We start from the raw sequence: 25,831 nt of genomic DNA, 5'->3' as shown, positions 1-25,831 counted from the left end.
CTGGCCGGTCAGTCGAAAGCTTCGCCGGAGGCTCGCGTGAAGCGAGAGCCGGTGTCGTCTTTGACGAAAGCAAGATCGATATCGGGAAACACGCCGCGGTCTTGCGCGGCGCGCGTGCCAATTTCCAGCAGCACGACGTCGCGGCTGCTCTTGTTCACAATCTGGTGTGCGTTGGCGACGCCCGCCTTGAACCCCGCCGCGTCGCCAGCGACGAGAATTGTCTCCCCATCATCATCGATGAGAGTCGCCTCGCCCGCGAGCACGAAGACGAACTCATCCTCGCTGTGATGCCAATGACGATGGGCAGTCCCCGCCCCGGGCGCCAGCGTGGTCAGGTTGACACCGAACTGGTCGAGGCCTGCCGCATCGCCAAGACGCTTCCGCGAACGTCCTTCCGCGATTGCGGCGAAAATCTTCGGGTAACCCGTTCCGACACGGGCAGGCACCGCATCTATGTCAATCCTGGGCATCTCTAGACACGCTCGATGATGGTCGCGGTGCCCATGCCCGCGCCGATGCAGAGCGTCACCAGCGCGGTGTTAAGGTCGCGCCGCTCGAGTTCGTCCAGCACCGTACCGAAGATCATCGCGCCGGTCGCGCCGAGCGGATGGCCCATGGCAATCGCGCCGCCGTTGACGTTGATCGTGTCATGCGGAATGTCGAAGGCCTGCATGTAGCGCAGCACGACACTCGCGAACGCTTCGTTCAGCTCGAACAGGTCGATGTCGGATAGCTTCATCTTCGCGCGCTTGAGCAGCTTCTCGGTCACATCGACGGGTCCCGTCAGCATCAGCACCGGCTCTGAACCGATATTGGCGAAGGCGCGGATGCGTGCGCGAGGTTTTGCGCCAAGCATCTTGCCGGCCTTCTTCGAGCCGAGCAGAACGCCTGCCGCGCCATCCACGATGCCGGACGAATTGCCGGCGTGGTGGACGTGGTTCACTTCCTCGATCTCGGGATGCTTCTGCACGGCTACCGCATCGAAACCGCCCATCTCGCCCGGCATGACGAAGGACGGGTTGAGCGCGGCAAGCGCCTGCATGTCGGTCGTCGGCCGCATGTGCTCGTCATGGTCGAGGATGGTGAGGCCGTTCTGGTCCAGAATCGGAATGACCGAGTTCTTGAAGTAGCCCTTCTCCCACGCGTTGCCCGCCCGCTTCTGGCTCTCGACCGCATAGGCGTCGACATCGTCGCGGGAGAAGCCGTACTTCGTGGCGATGAGGTCGGCCGAGATGCCCTGCGGCACGAACCAGCCCGGCAAGCCGACGGAGGGGTCCATGTACCAGGCGCCGCCCGACATGCCCATGCCGACGCGGCTCATCGACTCCACGCCGCCGGCGATCACGATGTCGTCGGAACCCTGCACGATCTTGGCCGCACCGAAATTGATGGCGTCAAGACCGGACGCGCAGAAGCGCGAAATCTGCATGCCCGGCGCCTTGTCGTCATAGCCGGCCTCGAAGGCGGCCGAACGCGGGATCACCGCGCCCGCCTCGCCTACCGGATCGACACAGCCGAAGATGATGTCGTCCACGGTCGAGGTGTCGAGCCCGTTGCGGTCGCGCAGCGCTTCCAGCACCTTGGCGCCAAGACGCACCGCTGGGACCTCGTGCAACGATCCGTCCTTCTTCCCACGACCGCGCGGCGTGCGCACTGCGTCATAGACAAAAGCGTCGGCCATCTTCTTTCTCCTTGCTTCCTCAGGCGCGGCTCAAAGCGTGCGCGCGATCAGCAGTTTCATGATCTCGTTGGTGCCGCCATAGATACGCTGCACGCGGGCATCGCGGAACATGCGCGCGATGGGATACTCTGTCATATAGCCATAGCCGCCGAAGAGCTGCAGGCATTCATCGACGACCTTGCCCTGCAGTTCCGACAGCCAGTATTTCGCCATCGAGGCGGTTGCGGGGTCGAGTCCGCCGGCGATGTGGCGCGCGACACAATCGTCGTGGAAGACACGGCCGATGGTGGCCTCGGTCTTCAGTTCGGCAAGCTTGAACTGCGTGTTCTGGAAATCGATCAGCTTCTGTCCGAAGGCTTTTCGGTCCTTCACGTAATCAATTGTCGCGGCGAGCGCGCGCTCGATCATGGCGATGGACTGCGTGCCAATCAGCAGGCGCTCCTGCGGTAGCTGCTGCATAAGCTGGACAAAGCCCTGCCCTTCCTCGGACCCCAGTAATGCGGAGGCCGGAACGCGGACATCGTTGAAGAAAAGCTCCGACGTGTCGTTGGCCTTCATGCCGATCTTTTCAAGATTGCGGCCGCGCTCGAAACCTTCGACCTCGTGGGTCTCGACGACGAACAGCGAAGTGCCTTTCGCGCCCTTGTCGGGATCAGTTTTCGTCACGACGATAACGAGGTTGGCGAGCTGGCCGTTGGTGATGAAGGTCTTCGAGCCGTTGATGCGGTAGTGGTTGCCGTCCTTCTCGGCGCGCGTGCGAATGCCCTGGAGGTCAGACCCCTCGCCAGGCTCGGTCATTGCGATTGCGCCAATCAACTCGCCGGTGGCGAGTTTTGGCAGCCATTTCTTCTTCTGTTCCTCCGAGCCGTAATGGAGGATGTAAGGAGCAACGATGGCGTTGTGGAGCGCTATGCCAAACCCGTCGACGCCGACATGACCGATCGCCTCGATGATGGCAGCCTCATGCGCATAGGTGCCGCCTGCGCCGCCATATTCCTCTGGCATGGACGCGCAGAGCAGGCCGGCCGCGCCGGCCTTTTCCCAGCATGCGCGGTCGACCATGCCCTTGTCCTCGAACTCCCCGTAGCGCGGCAGGATTTCGTCCGACAGGAACCGGGTCGCCATGTCGTAGAGCATGCCGACATCCTCCCCGCGCCATGCGGGCGACGGGAGGTTGAGGATGGATGAGGGGGCGGTCAAAACGCCTCCGCCGGCAGCGCCATCATGGTATCTGATCCGGTGGAGATGCGGGCGAGGTGCGCCGATGTCTCGGGCATGACGCGCTCCATGAAATAGCGACCCGTGACGACCTTCGTCTCGTAGAAGGAGGCGCTATCGCCCGCGCCCGCCGCCAGCTTGTCCTGCGCTGCCTTCACCATCTGGCCCCACATATATCCGAGCGCGACCAGCCCGAAGAGATTGAGATAGTCGGTCGAGGCGGCACCTGCATTGTCGGGTTTGGTCATCGCATTCTGCACGAGCCACATGGTGGCGGCCTGCAGGTCGTTCAGCCCTTTTTTCAGCGCCTTGGTGAAGGGCGCCATCTTCTCGTCGGAACGGTTGGCCTCGCAGAAGTCGCCGACCTCCTTGAAGAAGGCCTGCACGGCGCGACCGCCATGCATCGGCAGCTTGCGGCCGACGAGATCGAGCGCCTGGATGCCGTTCGCGCCTTCGTAGATCATGGCGATGCGCGCATCGCGCACATACTGGCTCATGCCGTTCTCTTCGATATAGCCGTGGCCGCCGAAGACCTGCTGCGCCATCACCGCGTGCTCGAAACCCTTGTCGGTGAGCACGCCCTTGACCACGGGCGTCATCAGGCCGAGCAGGTCGTCCGCCGCTTGCCTGTCCTTCTCGTCGGGTGAGCGATGCGCGATGTCGGATTTCAGCGCCGTCCAGAGCGCCAGCGCGCGGCCGGCTTCGTTGACGGAGCGCATGGTCATCAGGATGCGGCGGATATCGGGATGGACGATGATCGGGTCCGCTTTCTTGTCCGGCTCCTTCGCCCCCGAAAGCGAGCGGCCCTGCAGGCGGTCCTTCGCATAGGCGACGGCACCCTGGTAAGCGGCCTCACCCATGGCGAGCCCCTGAAGCCCGACGCCGAGACGTGCTTCGTTCATCATCGTGAACATGGCCTTCAACCCGCCATTCGCCTCGCCGAGCAGCCAGCCGGTCGCGCCGTCATAGTTCATGACGCAGGTGGCGTTGCCGTGGATGCCCATCTTCTCCTCGAGCGAACCGCAGGAAACGCCGTTGCGTGTCCCCGGATTGCCCGAGACGTCGAGAAGGAATTTCGGGACGATGAAGAGCGAGATGCCCTTCGTGCCCTCCGGCGCGCCTTCGATGCGGGCCAGAACGAGGTGGACGATGTTGTCGGCCATGTCGTGTTCGCCGGCCGAGATGAAGATCTTCTGGCCGGAAATTTTGTAGCTGCCGTCATCGGCCGGTACGGCCTTGGTGCGCAGCAGACCGAGGTCGGTGCCAGCATGCGGCTCGGTCAGGTTCATGGTGCCGGTCCAGGTCCCGTCGACCATCTTCGGCAACCAGGTCGATTTCTGCTCGTCGGACCCGTGCGTCACGATGGCAGCGATCGCGCCTTGTGTCAGGCCCGCATACATCAGCAGCGCCATGTTGCCGGAGATCATGTATTCGGAAACAGCGGTGTGGACCGCATAGGGCAGCCCCTGCCCGCCGAATTCCGCCGGTGCGGCGAGTCCAAGCCAGCCGCCCTGGCGATATTCGTCGAAAGCCTCCCGGAAACCTTTCGGCGTCGTCACCGAGCCGTCTTCGTGGCGCGTGCAGCCTTCCAGATCGCCGGCGCGGTTGGTCGGCAGGATGATGTTTTCGGTGAGTTTCGCGCTCTCACCGAGGATGGCTTCCAGAATGTCGGGCGAAGCGTCGGCGAAACCGGGGAGATTCGAGTACCGCTCGTAGCCAAGAACGTCGTTTAGAACGAAAAGCGTGTCGCGCACGGGCGCCGTATAGGGCGGCATGTCTTCCTCCGGGACGATCTTTCGCGGCTGTCTGGCGTTTGAGCACCCTAACCCTGCCGCAATCAGGAACGTCACCCTAAAATATTGACGTTTACGCAAACGTCAATATTAGGCCGCGTTCGTTTTATGGCTGTTTTGCTATTTCCGCACGAGAACGGCCAAACGAAAAGGCCGGCAGCGTTCGCCACCGGCCTTTCTCGATAAATTCAGCGGACGAACGGCCGTCCTAAAACGTCAGCTCGCAACCGCCGTCGGCGCGTTGCGTTCGGCAAGCTGGTTGCGCACGGCCGTCATCAGCGCGGAGAGCTCGGACATCGCCTCGTCGATCGCGACGCGCTGCTTCTGAAGCCGGGCAAGCTGGCGCTCGGACTTGTCCATGGTGAGGCGCAACTGCTTGATGTTGGTGCCGTTTGGATCATAGAGATCCATCATCTGCTTCACGTCGCGAAGCGAGAACCCCACCTTGCGTCCGAGCAGGATGAGCTTGAGCCGGGCCTTGTCGCGGCGGGTGTAGAGACGGGTCGAGCCGTCGCGCTTCGGGCTGATCAGGCCCTTGTCCTCGTAGAAGCGAAGCGTACGCAGGGTAACACCGAAGCTCTTCGCCATGTCGCCGATGCGGGTATACTCTTCCTGCCCGTCAGAAACGACATCGTCATTCACCGGCGCGGCGGCGCCGGCCTGATTAAAGGTCATCATCATTGAACTTCCCTTTTGCGGCGCTGGGAGGGCGCCTGACCGGAGCGGCGGGGGGACGGCTTCCGATCTTGGTTTCGACAAATGCTTCGCAAGCTGGCGCCAAAGCACCCTGCTTACGTTAAGGGCAGGCGTATAATCCCGATGTTCCGCAGATGCAACCCGGCCTTTCGACCGTTCCCATGCGGCAGTTTGACCGGCTCGGACGCCGCAATTCCGACCTCGATACCGATTTTTTTACGAAGTTTGCCAATTCGTAAACGTGGTTAACGCCTTGTTTACCACGTTTAGGGAATTGTGAGCCTGTCGGTTCGCCGTGCCAATTCCAGTACCTGTTTTTAAAGGCTTCCCGGAAGGCACAGGTCTTCAACGGCAGGAAGCAACCCCGCCCGGCAGGCCCGACAGAACGAATCACGAGGCTGGTTCCGAACCAGCGAGGCAAACGGGCGTTTCAATGAACAGCAAGCGGTCCTACCTCGATACAGTCAACGCAGGCCGGCAGCGCCGGTCCTATGCGTCGCTTGAGCAGTTGAACCGGTCGCTGGAATCGCTGGAGCATAGGCTCGAGCGCAACCGCGAGGAAGCCAGCGGATACGAGCCGCAGCCGGCCGCGCCCTCCCGAGGCCGTGAACGGGGCTACGAACTGCCCCGCACCCCAGCCCAGCAGCGCGCCACGGAGCGCGGCGATCGCTTCGACAGCTCCTACCAGACGATCGCGCGCGACCTAGAACGCGTGCGCCGTGACTCCGACAGCGTCGAGGCGTTTGGCAAGATTGCCGCCGAGATCAAGGGCCTGCGCGAGGAATTGCGCCATCAGATGGCGTCCAGCCTCAGCCGCGAATTCGATACGCTGCGCAGCGATTTCCAGCGTATCAATCTGAACGACGGAAGGTCGGCCGGAAAACTCGGCAACGACGTCGAGCGCCTCTCCAACGCCGTCCAACTGCTCAGCGAGCGTGGCGACGACCGCAATATGGACATGATGCGTCGCGAGATCGAGGGGCTGAAGGCGGCACTCGGCGCCGTGGCCCGCGAGGAAACCGTGCGTTCGGTGGATCGTCGTTTCGACGACCTGGAGAACCGCATCGCGACCGGCGACGCTCAAAGCTCCTACTCGAACGATCTCCTGGCGCTGACGGACCGGCTTGAGCAGATCAGCCAGGCGGTCGGCAAGCTGCCGGGGTCTCTGCCGCTCGGCGGCCTTGAAGAGAAGGTGCGCACGTTGGCCGGCGCTCTCGACAATTTCATCGACAGGCAGGACGGCCGGACCAATCAGATATTCACGCATATCGAGGAGCGCCTCGACGAGATCTCGCGCGCCATCGTCAGCGCGACGATGGCTACACAGCAGAAGAACCTCGACCCCGAGCCCTTCGAGCGTATCGAGGCGCGCATTTCGGCGCTGGCCAAGCAGATCGAGGAGGTGACGGAAGACCGGCCTGGTCCTGACTTCGTCGAACACCTCCAGGCGCTGGCGCGACGCGTCGATGCGCTGGCGAGCCAGACCACAATGCCCGACGAAGCGATCGAGCGCCTTGCCAGGCAAATCTCCGTGATCGCCGACAAGATCGACCGCGTTCCGTCCATGCCGGACGCCAACGAGATCTTCACGGGCATCGAGCAGCGTCTCGACGTGCTGTCCAACCTGTTCGAGAAGCGTCAGGAAGACGCCATCGAGCAGGGCAACGCGCTGTTCCGTGAACTGGAGCGTCGGCTGAACGACGTCGCCGAGCGCATCGACGGTGGCAAGGCGGGTGCGGGCTTCGACGGCAGCGCCATCATGCAGGAGATCGATCGCCGGTTCTCGGCGCTGACCGAGACGCTGGGCGGAGCATCCCGCGACGGCCTCGCCGACGAGGCGATCCGCGCGCTCGAAACGCGGCTGGAGAACATCTCGAAGCGGCTCGACCAGTCGGCCAGCCAGTTCGCAAACATCGATCCTGAACTCGTGCGCAACCTGGAAGCGCAGGTTTCGGGCCTCTCGCAGCACCTCGCACAGCCTGGTGCCGTGCTGCCGGAATTCGTCGACATCTCGCCGCGGCTGGTGGAGATCGAGAAATCGATCTCGCAGAGCCGCGAATCCATTCTGGACGCCGCGCGCGCCGCCGCCGAGACGGCCGTCCGTTCGTTGGCCGAGAGCCAGCCGGGCTCGGCCGCGGTCGGCGGATTCGCCGACGAGTTGAAGGCCATCGAGGACCTGACCCGTCGCTCGGACGAGCGCAACTCGAAGACCTTCGAGGCGATCCACGACACGCTGCTGAAGATCGTCGACCGGATGGGCACGCTGGAACGCGAGGCCGCCGCGATGGGCGTGGCACCGTCCGAGCCTGAGGAACGCGAACTTCCGACCGACCAGAAGATCGAGATCGCCGACGCGCCATCCATCGATGCGGATATCTTCGCGGATGCCGAGCCGTCGGACCTCGCCTTGTCGCGGGACGTGGTCGTCGAGCGGACGCCGGCACAGGCCGCGGCAGCCGCAGCCATGGCCGCACTGGGCGCCGAACACGCGAGTGAACCCGAGAAGAAAAAGGTCGAACGGCGTTCGCTGTTCGCTGGCCTCGTCGGCGCCCTGAAGAAGAAGGGTGACAAGACCACCGAAAAGAAGGCCAGGAAGGCTTCGAAGACCAAAGGACCTGAATTGGCTGGTTCGACGCTGTCGGAGACAGTGGAAGTGCCGATGCCCGAGCTCGGCCTCGACATGCCGCTCGATCCCAAGGCGGTCAATCGCCCGCTGGAACCCGGTTCGGGCGCGCCCGACCTCAACGCCATCATGAAGCGGGTGCGCGATGACCGCACGCCCGTGGTGCGCCACAGCGAAACCGACGCCGGCAAGTCCGACTTCATCGCCGCCGCCCGCCGCGCGGCGCAGGCTGCGGCAGCAGAGGCGGACGTCAAGAAGCGCAAGTCCGATGTCGGCAGCCCGGTCAAGGCGCTGCGCATCGGCGACATGCTGAAGTCGCGCCGCAAGCACCTGCTGCTTGGCGCAACCGCGCTGGTAACTGCGCTTGCCGGCCTGCAGCTCGGCAAGAACCTGATGGGCGACAGCGCGGAGGTCGCCACCGTCAACGAACCGGCGCCGACTGCGGCCAGCCAGGGCGCTCCCCAGGCAGCGAGCATGGCGCCGGCGCCTGTCAAGGCAGCACCGCCTGCTCTGTCGACGCGACCGGCTGAAATCGATCAGAGCGACGACGACATCAGTGCCGCCATGACCGAGACGCAGCGGCACACCGTCGACATGGCAGTCCCCACCGGGACGACGCCCGCGGACGAGGATGGCGACGGCCCGCAGGCTGCCGCCGATCGCTTCGGCGGTGAAGCCGGCGCCGACGACATGCCGATGCACGATGTCATGGTCGCGGCCGTCTCCACGGTCGGGCAGATCGCCAATCAGGCCGCTGGCCAGGCATCCGCTGCCGTTGCCATCGAAACCGTCATGATCGACATCCCGGCCGATGCCGGCCCGCTCGCGCTGCGCGAAGCGGCCGCCGCCGGCGACGCCAAGGCACTGTTTGCCGTCGCGACCCACTATGCCGACGGGCGCGGCGGGAAACCCGACATGGCCAAGGCCGCCGAGTGGTATCAGAAGTCCGCCGACCTCGGCTTCGCCCCGGCGCAATATCGCGTCGGCAACATGTATGAGAAAGGGATCGGCGTGGAGCGCGACCTGCCGCGATCGCGCGACCTCTACCTGAAGGCTGCCGAAAAGGGCAACGCCGCTGCCATGCACAACCTCGCCGTTCTCTACGCCATGGGCGCAGCCGGCGGAACCGACAACGACGCGGCCGCCAAATGGTTTCTCGAAGCCGCCGAGTTCGGCGTAAAGGACAGCCAGTTCAACCTCGGCATCCTCAGCGCCAAGGGCGTCGGCATGAAGCAGAGCCTGGAAGAGTCCTACAAATGGTTCGCTCTCGTGGCCAAGACCGGCGACAAGGATGCCGCGACCAAGCGTGACGAGATCGGAAAGGCGCTCCGTCCCGAACAGCTCGAGCGCGCCCGCGCCGCGACCGAACTCTGGAGGCCGAAGGCGCTGTTGCCGGAAGCCAATTCGGTCGACATCCCCGCCGCCTGGCAGGAAAGCGCCCAGACCACAGCTTCCATCGACCTGTCGAAGGCCGTGAAGACAGTGCAGCAGATTCTCAACAAGAATGGCTACGACGCCGGCGCGGCCGACGGCAAGATGGGCGGCAAGACACGGACCGCGATCGCACAGTTCCAGAAGGACAACGGCCTCGAGCCGAGCGGCAAGATCGACGAGACGCTGGTCCGTACGCTCATGGGTCGCGGTTGACGTTCCAACCGTCGCAAGCCGGCCGTCAGCGGCCGGCAACACATGGTTTAACCAATTGAGATACCGTTTATTTCTACAAATGCGGTGAAGTTTGACTTCGCCGCATTGTCGGCGCAAGGACGGGCTAACGCGCCTCGGTCGCTACGGCGGCCGGGCGCATTTGTTATCGGGACGTATCTCAGGTGGGCATCTATCTGCCGATCGCTGAAATGTCGGTCAACCTGTTCGTGCTGCTGGCGATGGGCGCGGCGGTCGGGTTCCTGTCCGGCATGTTCGGCGTGGGAGGCGGCTTCCTTATCACCCCGCTCCTGATCTTCTACAACATCCCCCCGGCGATCGCCGTGGCGACCGGCGCAAATCAGGTGGTTGCGTCCTCCTTCTCCGGCGCGCTGTCGCACATGAAGAAGCGGACGATCGACTTCAAGCTGGGGACGGTGCTGCTGGCGGGCGGCGTGCTGGGATCGACCATCGGCATCTATGTCTTCACGCTCCTGCGCGCCGTCGGCCAGCTCGACCTCTTCATCTCGCTGCTCTACGTCGTCCTGCTTGGCGTGGTCGGCGGGCTGATGCTCGTGGAAAGCGTGCGGGCACTGCGCCGTGCGCGCGACGGCGCCGCGCCGACGCTGAAGAAATCCGGCCAGCACAACTGGATTCACCGCCTGCCGCTGAAGATGCGGTTCCGCGCATCCAAGCTTTTCGTCAGCGTCATCCCCGTCATCGGCATCGGCGCGGGCATCGGCTTCCTGTCGGCGATCATGGGCGTCGGCGGCGGCTTCATCATGGTGCCGGCGCTGATCTACCTGCTGAAGGTGCCGACCAATGTCGTCGTCGGCACCTCGCTGTTCCAGATCATCTTCGTGTCAGCCTTCACGACCATCGTGCATGCCTCGACGAACTACACCGTGGACGTGGTGCTCGCCTTCATGCTGATGATCGGCGGGGTGGCCGGCGCGCAATATGGCGCCAAGGCGGGCCAGCGCCTGCGCGGCGAACAGCTTCGGGCGCTGCTTGCGCTGCTCGTGCTGGCGGTGGCGCTGCGTCTCGGCTTCGACCTGTTCGTGCGTCCGAACTCCATCTACTCGCTGGCGACGCCGGGTTACTGAGATGACCCGCGCCGCAACCGCAGCACTCTTCCTGATCCTCGCCTCAGCGGCGGCGCCGGTCGCGGCACAGGATTCGCTCGAAGGCCTGACGCCGCTTTCGAGCGAACCCCTGCAGCAGAACACCAGTCGCGAGGCTATCCAGATCGGCCTTTCGACCAACCGCGTCGAGATCACTGCGGACTTTGATGGAGCCGACCTGACGATCTTCGGCTCGGTCGAAAATATCGATCCGCAGGTCGCGCGGCAGGGGCGCTACGACGTGGTCGTGGTGCTGGAGGGACCGGCGCGCGAGGTCGTCGTGCGCCGCAAGGACCGCGTGCTCGGCATGTGGATCAACATGGCGTCCGAAACCTTCGTCAACGTGCCGATGTCCTACTCGGTGGCGACCACCCGCATGCCACAGGACATCACGGACGCGGCCAGCTACAAGCGGCTGTCGCTGGGGGCCGACAATCTACACATCGAGCCGCTCGACCGCGAAGGCAATCCCGTCACGATCGACGAATTCCGAAGTGCGCTGCGCGACCGCAAGGCAGCCAGCGGGCTTTTCAACATGCGGGTCGGCGGCGTGGAATTCCTGTCGCAGAGTCTGTTTCGTGCATCGCTGCCGCTCTCGCCCAGCGTGCCTGTCGGGACGCACAAGGCGCGCGCCTTCCTGTTCAAGAACGGTATCTTCATCAGCGAAAGCTCCGACTACCTCACAATCGTGAAGGCCGGTTTCGAGCAGACGATCTACCGCTTCTCGAGCAATCACGGCTTTGCCTACGGCATCCTCGCCACCGCGCTTGCCGTGCTGACCGGCTGGCTGGGGCGGGTCGTGTTCAGGAAAGACTGAGCGAGTGGCTCGACGCAGCTTTGAGCGCCGGACCGCGTTCCTAAGGAAATTTCTGCAGACCGGCACTTTAGGGCCGATCTCATTCGGCCTAACATTGCTCGACGTCGCGGCCCTTATCGGACCGCCAAGATGGTGGGTTACCGATGTCCACGATTTCCAATTCCCTTTGGATTGGGGCTATTCGGGACTCGAGATTTCGTTCTCGGTTGAACAACCTCACCACATAGAGCGGCTGAAGATCGATCCTGCTGCTCTGACAGGGAAAAAGTTTCACAGTTTTTGCCAACTCCTTGGGCTGTCGCTTGACGATCTCCCTATCGAGGGGCGACCGTCGGCGATGCTGAGTTCAGGGGTATGGGGGCTCGATGGAGTCAAGGTTGGCATTCACCCCGATCCGAGTGATCCCAAACTTAGTATCGATATTGAGGGAATAGAGTTGCTGTACGCCGTTTTCGATTCTGATGCGGAGCGCTTCCAGCGTACAGATATCAACCAGACGGCTGCATTGCTCGACGAGTACGCTTTTCTTCTTGGAATTTACGCTCACCCCTCTGAAGGTGGCAGTCGCGACAAACGTCCAGAGCGATGGCATACAATGCGGTCGCAGGACTATCTGCAGATCGTTGGTTAGCCCGGCCTCAGCATAGCGCCGGAAATCGCGAACACCTTGCTCGCGCCGATCATGTAGGCGAACAGGCCGTCGGCGTTGAACAGGCCGGCATAGGCGCGGTCGAGCACATTCAGCGAACCCGTGTAGGCACCGAAGGCCGGCATGACGACGCGCAGCCCATCGCTGGCGAAGCAGCGTCGGCGCACTGACCGGCCGCGCTGGACGATGCGCGCGCAGGGATGAAGGTGTCCGGCGATCTCGCCGGGATCGGACTTCTTAGACGGCTCGTGGCGGAAAGTGAGCCTGCCCGCCGCCAGCGTCTCAACCGTATCGCCCGGCAGACCGGCGGGCGGCTGAGGGTCATGGTTGCCCGACACCCAGAACCAGTCTCGTCCCGCCATCAGCGCCGACAGGTCGAGCCGCATCTGGCTCGGCAGGCGCGACGCGCCCTCGCCGTCATGGAAGCTGTCGCCGAGGCTGACGACCGTTTTCGGCCGGTAATGGTCGATGACCGCCTGCAAACGCAGCAGCGTCGCGGCCGTGTCGTAGGGCGGCACCAGCATGCCGCGCCGCGCCAGCGACGAGCCCTTCTCCAGATGCAGGTCGGAGACGCAGAGAATACCGAGATCGGGGAAATAGAGCGCGCCGCGTCGATCACAAAGCGCAGCCTCCCCCGCCACCGAAATCTCGGCGGCGTGCGGTTCACCCGGTAAAAAGATCGGCTCTGCCCCTCTCACGTCCCTACAAGTTCCCTTTGCTTCCCATTGCCTCGGCGATCAGGTCTTCCGCTTCAGACAAAAGCGAGTCGCCGGCTTCGCCATCCACCCGCTCGCGCCCGACCTCAAGCATGATCGGAACGGCCAGCGGCGAGATGCGGTCGAGGTCCTTATGCACGATATGGCCCCTGATTCGCGACAGCATGTCGGCAAGCCTGCTGACATCGAGCAGGCCAGCCGCAGCGTCGGCCCGCGTCGCCTGCAGCAGGATGTGGTCCGGCTCATGCGTGCGCAAGACGTCGTAAATGAGGTCGGCCGACACCGTCACCTGCCGGCCGCTCTTCTCCTGCCCGGGAAAACGCTTTTCGATCAGGCCCGATATCTGCGCGCAGGCGCGGAAAGTGCGTTTCAGCATCCATGAATCGGCCAGCCATGCGTCGAGATCGTCGCCCAGCATGTCCTCGTCGAAAAGTTGGCCGAGCGACGGCTTGCCCTTCTTGAACATTGTGCCCATGTCGCCCAGCGCCCAGACGCCGAGCACGTAGTCGGTGGCGACGAAGCCAAGCGGCCGGGCGCCGGCCCGCTCCAGCCGGCGCGTCAAAAGCATGCCGAGCGTCTGGTGCGCCAGCCGGCCCTCGAAGGGATAGGCGACCATGTAGAAGCGGTCGCCATAGGGGAACGTCTCGACCAGAAGCTCGCCACGCTTCGGCAGGACCGAGAACTCCGCCTGCAGCCGCAGCCAGTCGGCGACCTGTTCTGGCAGCGCCTTCCAGCGCTTCGGATCCGCCAGCATGGCGCGCACCTGGTCGGCGAGATAGGTCGAGAGCGGGAACTTGCCGCCGCCGTAATATGGCACCTTGGCGTCCGAGCCGGGCGCGTTGGAGACATAGCACTCGTTTTCGCGGATGCCCTCGAAGCGCAGCACCTTGCCGGCGAACAGGAAGGTGTCGCCATGGACAAGCGTCTCCAGAAACGCTTCCTCGATCTTGCCGAGCACCGGCCCGCCGCGCGCCACCGGTCCCTTGCCTTGCCTGACATAGCGCACGTTCAGCGCCGGCACCTCGATGATGGTGCCGACGTTCAGGCGATATTGCTGGGCGATGCGCGGATGGCTGACGCGCCACAGGCCTTCCTTGGTCTTGCGGATGCGGGCGTAGCGCTCGTAGCTCTTCAGCGCGTAGCCGCCGGTGGCGACAAAGTCGACGACGCGGTCGAAGGTTTCGCGCGCAAGCCCTGCATAAGGCGCCGCCGTCAGGACTTCGCGGTAGAGATCGTCGGGATCGAAAGGCGCGCCGCAGGCAACCCCCAGCACATGCTGCGCCAGGACGTCGAGCGCGCCTGTCAGCAGCGGCGGCGTGTCCTGCGCTCCGATCGTCGAGGCTTCGAGCGCGGCGCGGCACTCCAGCACCTCGAAGCGGTTCGCCGGTACGAGGATCGCCTTGGACGGTTCGTCCATGCGGTGGTTGGAGCGGCCGATGCGCTGGGCCAGCCGCGACGCTCCCTTCGGCGCGCCGACATGGATCACAAGATCGACATCGCCCCAGTCGATGCCGAGGTCGAGCGTCGACGTCGCGACGATGGCGCGCAGGCTGTTGGTCTCCATCGCCTTCTCGACACGGCGGCGCTGGCTGACGTCGAGCGAGCCGTGATGCAGAGCAATCGGCAGCGAGTCCTCGTTGATGCGCCAGAGTTCCGCGAACAGCAGCTCGGCCTGGCTTCGCGTGTTGACGAAGAGCAGCGTCGTGCGGTGCTGCTTCACGAGGTCGTAGATTTCGGGGATCGCGTAGCGCGACGAATGCCCCTGCCACGGTACGCGCTCGCGTGAATCCAGCACCGTCACGTCGGGTCTGGCCCCGCCCGCAACTGTGATGAGCTCTGCCATCGCGCCCGGCGGCTCCTGCGGCACGAGCCAGCGACGCAGCTCTTCGGGGTCGGCCACCGTGGCGGAAAGGCCGATGACCTGCAGCCCGGGCACGATGGCGCGCAACCGCGCCAGCCCGAGGGACAGGAGATGGCCGCGTTTCGATGTCACCAGCGAATGCAGCTCGTCGAAGACGACGTAGCGCAGGTCCTCGAAGAAGCGCTTCGCGTCCGACGTGGCGATCAGAAGCGCGAGTTGCTCCGGCGTGGTGAGCAGGATGTCGGGCGGTACGAGCTTCTGGCGCTGGCGCTTGTGGGCAGGCGTGTCGCCGGTCCGCGTCTCCAGCGTGATCGGCAGCGCCATCTCCTCGACCGGCTTGGCGAGGTTGCGCTCGATATCGACTGCCAGCGCCTTCAGCGGCGAGATATAAAGTGTGTGTATGCCGCGACGCGCTTCGCCCGGCTTGCGCTTCGGCCTGACAGCAAGGTCGGTGAGCGTCGGCATGAAACCGGCCAACGTCTTGCCCGCGCCTGTCGGTGCAATCAGCAGCACCGACTTGCCCGCCTGCGCCTTGCCCAGAAGCTCTATCTGGTGCGCGCGCGGCGACCAGCCCCTCTCCGCGAACCATTTTATGAACTGGTCCGGCAGGGTTGCGGCGGTTTTGGCTGGGTCGGTCTTGGGCTTTTTCAGTCGCGTCACGCAGCAGAGGTAGCGCGGGGACGGGAATACGCCAAGAAGAAAATGGAACAAAAGGGGATCGAATGAAGGGCGCCATTTCCTCTCCCCCGCAAGCGGGGGAGAGGTGGCTCGCCAAAGGCGAGACGGAGAGGGGGCCTTTGCGACGGTAGGGTCCCCCCTCTCCGCCTCGCTATGCTCGGCACCTCTCCCCCACCTGCGTGGGCGCGAGGAAATGGCGCTACCTGCGCTCCGCCACGACAATCAGTCCCGTCACCGGCTCGTTGCGATCCTGCCGGATGATCTTCGCCTCCATCGAAACGACTGCGAATCCCGTCTCCCCCAGCACCCGCCGCACATAAGCCTCCGCATGTGCATAGCGCCGCGACGACTGCAGCGCGAAGCCATCCATCGCCTCGAGTTTCTCGACCGAAAAAGCAAAAAGCCCGTCCTCAGCGAGCAATCCGGCCACCGTCCTCACCACGCTCTCCAGCGCGCCGACATACATGAAAACATCGGCGGCCGTCACAAGGTCGGCCTTCGGTCCATCGTAGGAAAACGCCTGCAGGTCGGTCTTCTCCAGCCGATCGTAGACGCCCTTGGCGCGCGCCTTGCGCAGCATTTCCGCCGAGATGTCGAAGCCTTCGAGCCGGTCGCAGGCGGGTCTTAACCGCTCGCCCATCAGCCCGGTGCCGCAACCGAGGTCGAGCGCCAGCTGGAAGCGGCCGGGATGCGCAGCCGCGATCGCGTCCGCCAGAAACTCCGGCACGCGGTAGCCAAGCGTATCCACCAGAGCATGGTCGAACTTTTCCGCATACTGGTCGAACAGCGCCTCGACGAAAGCCGATGGCGGCGCATCCGCCGCGCTGGCTTTGCCCGCGAGCGCAAGCTTGAGCGCAGCGCCGGCGCGGTCTGCCGGGTCGAGCTTTTGCGCCATGCGCCAGGCTTCGGCCGCGGCTTCCATGTCTCCTGCGGTCTCATGAAACTCGCCGAGCCGGAACCAGCCGATCGCCCAGTTTGGCGCCAGTTCCAGCGCGTCGAGCATGAGTTCGGCGGCGGGCAGAGCCTCGCCGGAACCAAACAACATCTCGGCATAGTCGGCGCGGCGGTCGGCAAGAATGTCGCCGGAAGATGTGTCGAGCGGTTTGGCCATGGTCGCTTACCCCTCGCGGCCTAAGCCGCCACAAGACCTTGTATTGGAACGTTGGACGCACATCTCTTGAAGGACAACCTGCACGTGTTAAGAAGTCAGCATGGAAACTATCGAGCCCAAAAAATCCAAACCTTCAGTCCGAAGACGCGCGGATGCGATCAAGTCGTTTCGCTGCAAGAACCTGATCGCAGTTGTGGAAGATCCTCACGACATCAAGAACATCGGGACGGTCATCCGGAACGTCAACGCGCTCGGTGTGGAGAAAATCTATATCGTCGATCCACGCAAGTCGCTTCCAGACGACTGGCAAGCCATGCGCGAAAGGAAGTCGCTTTCGGGCACCTCGGTATCCGCGGTCAAATGGACGTTCGTAAGACGTTTCGACAACACCGAGGCATGCTTCGATCACTTGGAAAAGAAGGGCTTCGTCTCAATCGTCACGTCTCCGCATGTAAAAGGAAAGACCAACGTCTATCTCCATGAAGGCGACTACACAAAGCCGACGAAACTGGCTGTCTGGTTCGGCAGCGAAACACGCGGCATCAGTCCGCTTGCAGTCGAACGCAGCGCGATGTGCGTCGCGATCCCGATGTTCGGTATGATCGAGAGCCTCAATCTCGGCACCAGTTCGGGTATCGTCCTTTATGAGGTCGCAAAACAGCGCCGGGAGTACCAGAGCAAATATCGCCGCAGGAAGCAGAAAGGTGAACGCGCCGAGCCGCTGCCGACCGTGATGCCTCGCGAAGGCGAGACGACGTTGGTGGGCAAGGCATCCGACTAGCAGGATATTTTCGGCAACTTGTGTGAATGCATCATTCACCCAATCCATTGATTTCGTTCGACACGACGAAATTTTTCGCCGTTTCTATCCACGCCATTCCAGCCTGAACGATAATCCTTCCCGCAACTTGCCTGTGGGACCTGGTGTGTACAGCCAGCATTCAGGGGCAAGTGTGGCGCCGGGTGCTTCCGCTGGACTGAGCGGGACGTCCGACCGTCTGCCGCCTCGAGCGCTCGCGGCTTCCAGAATAACGGAAGCCGATGGGCCGGGCGCCGGCAGGGGGATAAACGCCGGCGGCGCATGGCAGCGCGTCATAATTATTACTTTGAAGACGTCGCTGCCATGCGCCGCTTCCCACACAATCGGCAATGGCCAGATCGGAAACGAGGCGTGGCGACGAGAACGTGCGCCAAGATAGAACCACCATCGTGTCAGCAACCACGCGCCCCCACCCTTCCCCGACGCTTCCGAATGCCTACATTTGCGCCATGCGCCCACGCGACCTCCTTTGCCCGAAACCCGCAGGCCTCTATTGCCCACCCGGAGATTTCTACATCGACCCGGTGCGGCCCGTGGCGCGCGCGCTGATCACCCATGGCCATTCCGACCATGCACGGGCCGGCCATGACGCAGTGCTGGCGACGCAGCAGACGCTCGACATCATGGGGCTTCGATACGGCGAGGATTTCGCTGGCTCGACGCAAGCCGCGGCTTTCGGCGAGACTATCCAGGTCAATGGTGTGGATGTGACCTTCCATCCGGCCGGCCATGTGCTGGGTTCCGCCCAGATCTGCGTCGAACATGACGGCACGCGCATCGTGGCATCGGGTGACTACAAGCGCCGGCCGGACGCAACGAGCCAACCTTTCGAGCCTATCCGGTGCGATGTCTTCATCACCGAAGCGACGTTTGGCCTGCCGGTCTTCCGTCACCCGCCCGATACCCATGAGATCGGCAAGCTCATCCGCTCGACCGAGCAGTTTCCGGAGCGGGCGCATCTGGTCGGCGCCTATGCGCTTGGCAAGGCGCAGCGCGTCATCCGGCTGATCCGCGATGCCGGTTACGAGAAGCCGGTGTTCATCCACGGCGCGCTGGCGAAGCTTTGCGACTACTACCAGTCGCAGGGCATCGACCTCGGCGACCTCCGGCCGGCAACGGTCGAAGGCGGCGCGAAAGGCGACTTCGCCGGGGCGATCGTGGTTGGCCCGCCATCGGCCTTCGCCGACCGCTGGGCGCGGCGCTTCCCCGACCCGATTTCCGCCTTTGCCTCCGGCTGGATGCGCATCCGCCAGCGTGCCAAGCAGGGGGGCGTCGAACTGCCGCTTATCATCTCCGACCATTCCGATTGGGACGAATTGCTGGAGACGATCGTCGAAACCGGCGCTGGCGAAATCTGGGTGACGCATGGGCGTGAGGAAGCGCTTGTGCGCTGGTGCGAATTGCAGAGCATCGCGGCCAAGGCGCTGCATCTAGTAGGGTATGAGGACGAGGGCGATTGATGGCTTCTGCTCTGCCTCATACCCCCCTCTGGCCTGCCGGCCATCTCCCCCTCAAGGGGGGAGATCAGACGTCATCACGACTTTCGCCAATCCCATGCGGTGCTGGTAAGGCGACGCCACTGCAACTGCCGATCTCCCCCCGGACGCTACCCAGCGAAAGCGGCCGGCCATGAATCGCTTCGCCGAACTCCTCGACCGCTTGGTCCTGACGCCAGCGCGCAACGGCAAGCTGACGCTGCTGGTCGATTATTTCCGCGCCGTCGAGGATCCTGACCGTGGTTACGCGCTTGCTGCGATCACGGGCGACCTGTCGATCGCTGCCATCAAGCCCGCCATGCTGCGCGCGCTCGTCACCGAGCGGATGGACCCGGTGCTGTTCGGCTATTCCTACGACTATGTCGGGGACCTCGCCGAAACTGTCTCGCTCGTCTGGCCGGAACCGCCGCTGCACCTCAAACCAAACCATACGCCCACGCTCGGCGAGGTGGTGGATGCGCTGCAATCGGCCAGCCGCTCGGACGGCCCGACCGTGCTGGCGCGACTGCTCAACAGCGCCGGCATCGAGGCGCGCTTCGCCATCATCAAGCTCGTCACGGGCGGCCTGCGCATCGGCGTCTCGGCGCGGTTGGCCAAGCAGGCGCTCGCCGATTTCGGCAAGGTCGACGTGGCGGAGATCGAGGAACTCTGGCATGGGCTGAAGCCGCCCTATACGGAGCTGTTCGCCTGGCTGGAAGGCAAGGCGCCCAAACCCGAAAAGGCGGCGAAGGCGCTGTTCCGCCCGGTCATGCTGTCGAACCCGGTCGAGGACCGCGACCTCGAAAAGCTTGAACCCGCCGACTATGCCGCGGAATGGAAATGGGACGGCATCCGCGTTCAGGCCGTTTCGGAAGGCGGCATCCGCCGGCTCTATTCGCGTACCGGCGATGATGTGTCCGGCGCGTTTCCCGACCTCGTGGACGCTATGGATTTCTCCGCTGCACTCGATGGCGAACTTCTGGTCGGCGACCCGAGCGAGGCGACGGGAACGTTTTCCGACTTGCAGCAGCGGCTGAACCGGAAGTCGGTGTCACCCAAAATCCGCGAGAAATTTCCCGCCTTCATGCGCTGCTACGACATATTGCAGCTTGGGGAGGAAGACCTGCGTCCCCTGCCCTTCATCGAGCGCCGCAGGCGACTGGAAGCGTTTGTGGCCACGCTCGATCCACGCCGGTTCGATCTTTCACCGCTCGCACACTTCACGGATTGGGAGGAGCTCAACCAGATGCGGACAAACCCGCCCCACCCGATCATCGAGGGCGTGATGCTGAAGCGGCTTGATTCGCCCTATCTGGCGGGACGACCGAAGGGGCCGTGGTTCAAATGGAAGCGCGATCCGCACACGGTCGACGCCGTGCTGATGTATGCCCAGCGCGGCCACGGCAAGCGATCGAGTTTCTATTCGGACTATACGTTCGGCGTCTGGCAGGGGGCGGCAGGCGAAGAGGAACTGGTGCCGGTCGGCAAGGCCTATTTTGGCTTCACCGACGAGGAACTGAAGCAAATCGACAAGTTCGTGCGTGACAACACGATCGAGCGTTTTGGCCCCGTGCGCTCGGTGCGCGCCGACCGCGACAACGGGCTGGTGCTGGAAGTTGCGTTCGAGGGGCTCAACCGCTCGACGCGGCACAAGTCCGGCGTCGCCATGCGCTTTCCTCGCATCTCGCGGCTGCGCTGGGACAAGCCGACCATCGAGGCGGACAGGATCGAGACGCTTCGGGCGATGCTGGATTGACGGCTATGGCGAGCCCGTCACTCCACCACCGAGACCTTGATCTCGTAGATGTCGACTGCCTTGCCCTCGTTGGCGAAGTCGGAATTGATGGCGATCGAGCCGCCCGCGCCCGGCTTGTTGGCGGGAAGCGCCACGTCGAACAGATATTCGCCGCGCTCATAGCCGACGGCATAGCGCTTGCGGCCGCAGTCGCCCATTTCGCCAAAGTCGCAACTGATGGAGATCTGCGTCTGCTGGCCATCCTCGGCGCGGGCCGATACGTCGAAGACCGCCTTCTTGCCGGCAATCTGTTCGAGCACGCCTTGGCCAACGTCGAAGATGACATCCGCGCCATCGGAGCCGGAGCGTATCCTGATGAACGATCCCGACTCGTCCTGGCTCACATCGGCCGTCGCGCCTGTCGGCGCGTTCACGCCGGAAGGGTCGCCCGGCGAAAACACGGTTATCCAGTTGCGCAGTTCCTGCGAACCGCCAAGGTCGCCCGGCTCGGCCGACCCATCCGGTCCCGGATCGAAATCGTCTTCCTCGACCAGTTGCGGCGGCGAGGCGACGCGCGGGGACGAGAGGAAATCGAACAGGCCTGTCTGGTAACCCCACCAGCCTCCTATCGCTGCGATGCAAAGCAGGGTCAGGATCATGAACATTGCCGCGAACGGCCTGCGACGGCGCGCACGACGCTCATCGCGATCGGGCGCGACCGTTGCGGCAGGCGTGCCGGCCAGAGGCGGCTCGCCGCGAACCGGAACGCCGATATCGGGTGTCCCGAAGTCCGGCTCCCCGACTTCCCGCGCGGTGGTGGCGCCGATATCCACGGAAGGCGCATGGCCTGCCGGCGTTCCGGCATCGATACCCACCGGCGGCGCTGCCGCGCCGCGTCCGGAATCGCGAGGGGTTTCATCGACGGACGGAACCGGGGCGGCGTTGCCCTGGATTTCAACCGCGTCGGCCAGCACGTCGGCAATCTCTTCCGGCCCGACCGGCAGGGGCTGCGGCCCTACATATTCCGCCTCTATGCTGGTGATCCGGGCCTGCAGGTTCTGCCTGCGCTTGATGGCCATCTCAACCGTCAGTTGCGGATTGGACTGCGTCGAACGCTCGAGCGCGGCAAACGCGGACCGATAGACCTTCTCGCGGAAGGTCCTGTCCTGTGCGTCTCCCTTCTCAAGCGCGCTACGGATCGCCTTTTCTACCGGATCCAATTACCGCTCTTCCCCATCGCGACCATTCGCATGAGCGATGGTTAACCCCATGAAAGCGATGAGGCAACGTCTTGCGGCGGCAATGCTCCAGAATCTGCCGCCGAGGCTTCAGGAGAAAGTCACCGTCCGATCTTCTGCCGAACTCTCGAATGCTCCGTCGATGAGCTTCTGGATCTCCGCTGCACGCCGGAAAGATGGATCGCCGTTCCTGCCCGCAAGCAAAGCATCGGCGAAGCGGCGCGCATTGCGCTTGACCGGCGGGGTGTCTATGGCCCGCCAGCTTGCCGTGTCGACGTCGGCTCCAAGGCAGCCGGAAAGGCTGGAGTTCTTGCCGTCCGTCTCGACTTTGAGCGCCCCTTTGGTTCCGTGCAGGGCAAGCGAAAGCTCGTTCTGGTTTCCGGTGGCAAAACGCGTCGCAACCACGGTCGCCAATGCGCCTGACTGCAGCCGGGCCGTCATTGCGACACTGTCGTTGGCGTCCAGCACATAGTCGCCGACGCGATTCCCCTCGACTTTGGGGAAAGTCACAAGGTCGGCTTTCAGGCTGGCGAAACCGTCGGCCGCGCCAAAGGAAGCGAAATCGAGGATGTGGATGCCTACATCGCCGAGGACGCCCGTCGAGCCATGTGCGATCGACTGACGCCAAAGCCACATCGGTTCCTTCAGCGCATCGCCCCATGCCTTGGAGACCAGCCAGCTTTGCCGGTAGGCCGCCTCGACATGACGCAAGGCGCCAATCTCGCCCGTCTCGACCAGTTCGCGTGCCTTCTGCAGGGCGGGCGAATTGCGGTAGGTGAGGTTCACCATATTGACCAGCCCGGCGCGCTCCGCCGCCTCGGTCATCTCCAGCGCGTCCGCATAGGTCGGCGCGAGCGGTTTTTCACAAAGCACATGCTTGCCGGCAGCGATCAGCGCGAGCGTCGTCGCCTTGTGGACGCCGTCCGGCGTGCAGTTGATCGCCGCGTCAAATCCGCCCCATCGGATCGCTTCTTCGAGGCTATCGAAGGCGCGCTCGATGCCGTTCGCGCGCGCGAATGCCGCCGCTTTCCCAGGAATGCTGTCGATGCAACCGACGATCTCGCATTCCGGGACCGCGGCGAATTCCTCGATATGATGTGCCGCGATACCGCCCGTGCCGAGAAGAAGAATTTTCTTCATGAGGTGGCCTCAGCTCAGTCCCTTGTCACCATCGGCATGCAGCCGTGCACCCTTCTGCACGATCTTTTCCTTGGTTTGCCCGACCGGGACATTGGGCGCATCGGTGATTGCCGCCCAGGCCGGCGCGGGGTTGTTGGCCCAGTGTACGGCATTGCGCAAGACCTGCCGCACGCCTTCGTTATGGTAGATCGGATAGGTTTCGTGGCCGGGCGAGAAATAGAAGATCCTGCCGGCCCCGCGCTGCCACGTCATACCGGAGCGGAATACCTCGCCTCCCTCGTACCAAGAGACGAAGACCGTTTCCATCGGCTCCGGCACCGCGAAGGGCTCGCCATACATCTCGGTCTCGGCGATCTCGATGCACTCGCCAACCCCTTGCGCAATCGGGTGGCCACGGTTGATCGCCCAGGCGCGCTCGCGCTCGCCGGCTTCACGCCATTTCAGCGAGCACGGCGTGCCCATCAACCGTTTGAAAATCTTGGAATAATGGCCGGAATGCAGAACGATCAGACCCATCCCCTCCCAGACGCGACGCGCGACGCGCTCGACCACCTCGTCCTTCACCTCGCCATGCGCGGCGTGGCCCCACCACAGCAGCACGTCGGTTGCCGCCAGACGCTCCTCGGACAGACCGTGCTCGGGCTCCTGAAGCGTGGCGGTGGAGACCTCGATGGCCTTGTCCTGCTCCAGCGCCGAAGCGATGGTCGCGTGCATGCCTTCGGGATAAATGGCGCGCACGACGTCGCTCGTCTGCTCGTGTACGTTCTCGCCCCACACTACCGCTCGTATCATTCCTAATCCTCCAAAGCGCTTTGGATTTCCCGTTTACCGCCTCGCCGGTGGAAAGTTAAGCTGCGAAGGCGATACAGCGACGAATTTTCGAATGGCACAGAGCGCGGCTTGAATTCGCCGCGCATTGCGGCTATCACGCGCACCAATCCGTCGGCTCCACGCCGAAGGCGGTCGCCGCTTTAGCTCAGTTGGTAGAGCACATCATTCGTAATGATGGGGTCGCGTGTTCGAGTCACGCAAGCGGCACCACTAACGCGCTGATTTTATTGGATTTTCTCTGAGCAGAGTGCAGCTGCGGCGATAATCCCATGCCGGGTCGCCACCGGGTCGCCACATCGCTGTCAGACTTCGGGGGAAAACTATCGGGCCCATAACGTCCCTTAGCCGCGCGATTAGCCACATGCTATGACGACATCAGCTTTGCAAGCCGTTCCACCTCGCCATGTTGAGCCCTTCGCCGGCCAACTCTCGGGTCTCGTCCCCGCCTGCGTTTTCCTCGATCGGTCGGATGCCCGCCGCCTCACGCAACAGAACGCTGACCAGCCCGATGCAGTGAAGGCCTATCATTTCCTGACCACTAGGACGGAAAACACAGGCGGCTTCGACGCGGTTTTCCAAGAGGTTCGAAGAGCTCCCGCGCCTGATCCTTCCGCTGCCCGGGAGGCGATTGCACGGTTACTTCTGGGACGCGCGTGCGAAAAGCGCGTCGTGCAGACGCTGAACCGCTGACGTTGCCCCCGCGATCTAATCCGGATTGAAGTTCGTTCTGGCCCATTGAGAGGACCAGGACATGAAGCGCAGCCGCTTCTCTGAAGAGCCAGATCATCGGAATTCTGAAGGAGCATGAGGCCGGGGTTTCGGTCGCCGACTTGTGCCGCAAGCACGGGGTCAGCGACGCCTCGATCTACAAGTGGAAGGCCCGCTTCGGCGGGATGGACGTCTCGGAGGCGCGCCGGCTGAAGGCGCTGGAGGACGAGAACACGAGGCTGAAGCGTCTGCTGGCCGACGCCATGCTCGACAATGCGGCGCTGAAGGATCTCGTGGGAAAGAAATGGTGACGCCCGCAGCCAAGCGGAAAGCTGTCGCTCGTCTGAAGGGTGCTTTCGGGATGAGCGAACGGCGGGCGTGTAAAGCCATCGGCTGCTGCCGCATGACGGTTCGCTACGAGACCATCCGTCCCGACGACCGCGAGGTTCGGGAGCGGATGAAGGCGATCGCGCATGAGCGTCGTCGGTTCGGCTACCGGCGTCTTCTCGTGATGCTGAGGCGCGAAGGCCTCGTCGTGAACCACAAGAAACTGTTCCGGCTCTACCGGGAGGAGAAGCTTGCTGTTCGCCGCCGTGGCGGCCGCAAGCGGGCGATCGGGACCAGGGCGCCGATGCTGGTGCCGCTGCGCCCCGACGAGCGATGGTCGCTCGACTTCGTGTCGGGCCAGCTCACAGACGGGCGGCGCTTCCGCATCCTGGCCGTCGTTGATGACTGCACGCGGGAGTGCCTGACGCTGGTCGTCGACACGTCGCTCTCGGGCATGAGGGTCGCCCGCGAACTCGATCGGCTGGTTGCCGAGCGCGGTCGGCCGAGAATGATCGTCAGCGACAATGGCAGCGAGTTCACCTCGAACGCCATCCTCGCCTGGGCCGATCAGAACCGCGTCGAATGGCATTACATCGCGCCCGGCAAGCCGATGCAGAACGGCTTCATCGAGAGCTTCAACGGCCGCCTGCGGGATGAACTGCTCAACGAGACGCTGTTCACCTCGCTGGCCCAGGCGCGTGTCGCGACCGCCCTGTGGCGCGCCGACTACAACACGGCCCGGCCGCACTCACAGATTGCCTGGCAGACACCGGAAGAGTTCGCCAGCACCTTCACCCCGCGACGGTCGCTCGCGCTGCGCTATGCCAACGGCTCCGCGCAAGCGCCCGCGGCTTCACCCGCCCAGCAGGGCAGAACCACCGACGGAAACGAACTCAGAACTGGATAAGACTTGGGGGTAACGTCACTGCCTCTCGAGCCCGCCGCT

The 25,831-nt window shown here is 63.7% G+C and carries 18 protein-coding genes, 1 tRNA gene and 1 pseudogene; 9 read left to right on the top strand and 11 right to left on the bottom strand.

Going from position 1 to position 25,831, the window contains the following annotated elements; all coding sequences use genetic code 11:
• Positions 1-8 precede the first annotated feature (8 nt).
• From ABMA32_RS06030 to ABMA32_RS06010, 5 genes are all read right to left on the bottom strand, one after another.
• Positions 9-470 carry a cupin domain-containing protein gene (locus tag ABMA32_RS06030; protein WP_349012807.1) on the bottom strand — a complete coding sequence of 154 codons (462 nt, stop codon included), beginning with the start codon at positions 468-470 and terminating at the stop codon, positions 9-11.
• Positions 471-472: 2 nt separating this feature from the next.
• Positions 473-1,681 carry an acetyl-CoA C-acetyltransferase gene (locus ABMA32_RS06025; RefSeq protein WP_349012806.1) on the bottom strand — a complete coding sequence of 403 codons (1,209 nt, stop codon included), beginning with the start codon at positions 1,679-1,681 and terminating at the stop codon, positions 473-475.
• Between the two features lie 30 nt (positions 1,682-1,711).
• Positions 1,712-2,881 carry an acyl-CoA dehydrogenase family protein gene (locus ABMA32_RS06020; protein WP_349012805.1) on the bottom strand — a complete coding sequence of 390 codons (1,170 nt, stop codon included), beginning with the start codon at positions 2,879-2,881 and terminating at the stop codon, positions 1,712-1,714.
• The gene (locus ABMA32_RS06015; RefSeq protein ID WP_349012804.1) at positions 2,878-4,674 is read right to left on the bottom strand and encodes an acyl-CoA dehydrogenase C-terminal domain-containing protein; all 1,797 of its coding nucleotides are present in this window, start codon (positions 4,672-4,674) and stop codon (positions 2,878-2,880) included. The genes ABMA32_RS06020 and ABMA32_RS06015 overlap by 4 nt, the downstream gene beginning before the upstream one ends.
• 234 nt (positions 4,675-4,908) lie before the next feature.
• Positions 4,909-5,367, bottom strand: coding sequence for a MerR family transcriptional regulator (locus tag ABMA32_RS06010; RefSeq protein ID WP_425475496.1), 459 nt, complete (start codon positions 5,365-5,367; stop codon positions 4,909-4,911).
• A 454-nt stretch (positions 5,368-5,821) separates the two neighbouring features.
• On the opposite strand from ABMA32_RS06010, the gene ABMA32_RS06005 reads away from it, so the two are divergent.
• The 4 genes from ABMA32_RS06005 to ABMA32_RS05990 all read left to right on the top strand — a co-directional run bounded on the left by ABMA32_RS06005 (position 5,822) and on the right by ABMA32_RS05990 (position 12,227).
• Positions 5,822-9,658: a peptidoglycan-binding protein gene (locus ABMA32_RS06005; RefSeq protein WP_349012802.1), complete on the top strand. Its 3,837-nt coding sequence runs from the start codon at positions 5,822-5,824 to the stop codon at positions 9,656-9,658.
• Between the two features lie 182 nt (positions 9,659-9,840).
• Positions 9,841-10,761 carry a sulfite exporter TauE/SafE family protein gene (locus tag ABMA32_RS06000; RefSeq protein ID WP_349012801.1) on the top strand — a complete coding sequence of 307 codons (921 nt, stop codon included), beginning with the start codon at positions 9,841-9,843 and terminating at the stop codon, positions 10,759-10,761.
• Between the two features lies 1 nt (position 10,762).
• The gene (locus tag ABMA32_RS05995) at positions 10,763-11,596 is read left to right on the top strand and encodes a TIGR02186 family protein (protein WP_349012800.1); all 834 of its coding nucleotides are present in this window, start codon (positions 10,763-10,765) and stop codon (positions 11,594-11,596) included.
• A 4-nt stretch (positions 11,597-11,600) separates the two neighbouring features.
• A complete protein-coding gene (locus ABMA32_RS05990; RefSeq protein WP_349012799.1) occupies positions 11,601-12,227 on the top strand; it encodes a hypothetical protein in 627 nt (208 codons plus the stop codon).
• On the opposite strand, the gene pdeM is transcribed toward ABMA32_RS05990, so the two are convergent.
• The 3 genes from pdeM to ABMA32_RS05975 all read right to left on the bottom strand — a co-directional run bounded on the left by pdeM (position 12,224) and on the right by ABMA32_RS05975 (position 16,611).
• Positions 12,224-12,925 carry a ligase-associated DNA damage response endonuclease PdeM gene (gene pdeM, locus ABMA32_RS05985; protein ID WP_349013341.1) on the bottom strand — a complete coding sequence of 234 codons (702 nt, stop codon included), beginning with the start codon at positions 12,923-12,925 and terminating at the stop codon, positions 12,224-12,226. The two genes, ABMA32_RS05990 and pdeM, sit on opposite strands and share 4 nt — an antisense overlap.
• A gap of 22 nt (positions 12,926-12,947) precedes the next feature.
• Positions 12,948-15,482 (bottom strand): ligase-associated DNA damage response DEXH box helicase, encoded by a 2,535-nt coding sequence (locus ABMA32_RS05980; protein ID WP_425475475.1) that lies wholly within the window; start codon positions 15,480-15,482, stop codon positions 12,948-12,950.
• A 217-nt stretch (positions 15,483-15,699) separates the two neighbouring features.
• Positions 15,700-16,611 carry a class I SAM-dependent methyltransferase gene (locus ABMA32_RS05975; protein WP_349012798.1) on the bottom strand — a complete coding sequence of 304 codons (912 nt, stop codon included), beginning with the start codon at positions 16,609-16,611 and terminating at the stop codon, positions 15,700-15,702.
• Between the two features lie 100 nt (positions 16,612-16,711).
• On the opposite strand from ABMA32_RS05975, the gene ABMA32_RS05970 reads away from it, so the two are divergent.
• From ABMA32_RS05970 to ABMA32_RS05960, 3 genes are all read left to right on the top strand, one after another.
• The gene (locus ABMA32_RS05970; protein ID WP_349012797.1) at positions 16,712-17,392 is read left to right on the top strand and encodes a TrmH family RNA methyltransferase; all 681 of its coding nucleotides are present in this window, start codon (positions 16,712-16,714) and stop codon (positions 17,390-17,392) included.
• 488 nt (positions 17,393-17,880) lie between these two features.
• Entirely contained in the window at positions 17,881-18,891 is a 1,011-nt protein-coding gene (locus ABMA32_RS05965) for a ligase-associated DNA damage response exonuclease (protein WP_349012796.1), read from the top strand.
• Between the two features lie 169 nt (positions 18,892-19,060).
• On the top strand, positions 19,061-20,662 hold the full coding sequence (locus ABMA32_RS05960) for a cisplatin damage response ATP-dependent DNA ligase (RefSeq protein WP_349012795.1): 1,602 nt from the start codon (positions 19,061-19,063) through the stop codon (positions 20,660-20,662).
• 17 nt (positions 20,663-20,679) lie between these two features.
• Here the strand turns inward: ABMA32_RS05960 and ABMA32_RS05955 are convergent, their stop codons facing one another.
• The 3 genes from ABMA32_RS05955 to ABMA32_RS05945 all read right to left on the bottom strand — a co-directional run bounded on the left by ABMA32_RS05955 (position 20,680) and on the right by ABMA32_RS05945 (position 23,811).
• Complete coding sequence (locus ABMA32_RS05955) at positions 20,680-21,861, bottom strand: hypothetical protein (RefSeq protein WP_349012794.1); 1,182 nt, start codon at positions 21,859-21,861, stop codon at positions 20,680-20,682.
• Between the two features lie 108 nt (positions 21,862-21,969).
• Positions 21,970-23,019, bottom strand: coding sequence for a Gfo/Idh/MocA family protein (locus ABMA32_RS05950; RefSeq protein ID WP_349012793.1), 1,050 nt, complete (start codon positions 23,017-23,019; stop codon positions 21,970-21,972).
• A 9-nt stretch (positions 23,020-23,028) separates the two neighbouring features.
• Positions 23,029-23,811 carry a ThuA domain-containing protein gene (locus ABMA32_RS05945; RefSeq protein WP_349012792.1) on the bottom strand — a complete coding sequence of 261 codons (783 nt, stop codon included), beginning with the start codon at positions 23,809-23,811 and terminating at the stop codon, positions 23,029-23,031.
• Positions 23,812-23,984: 173 nt separating this feature from the next.
• Between ABMA32_RS05945 and ABMA32_RS05940 the strand changes: the two genes are divergently transcribed.
• Together ABMA32_RS05940 and ABMA32_RS05935 are read left to right on the top strand one after the other, a co-directional pair.
• Positions 23,985-24,060, top strand: a tRNA-Thr gene (locus tag ABMA32_RS05940).
• A 541-nt stretch (positions 24,061-24,601) separates the two neighbouring features.
• Positions 24,602-25,792, top strand: a pseudogene (locus tag ABMA32_RS05935) (IS3 family transposase).
• Positions 25,793-25,831 lie beyond the last annotated feature (39 nt).

Source organism: Mesorhizobium quangtriensis (genome assembly GCF_040081925.1).
In the GTDB taxonomy this organism is placed as follows: domain Bacteria; phylum Pseudomonadota; class Alphaproteobacteria; order Rhizobiales; family Rhizobiaceae; genus Mesorhizobium_K; species Mesorhizobium_K quangtriensis.
This window is presented reverse-complemented; position numbering and strand designations above follow the sequence as displayed.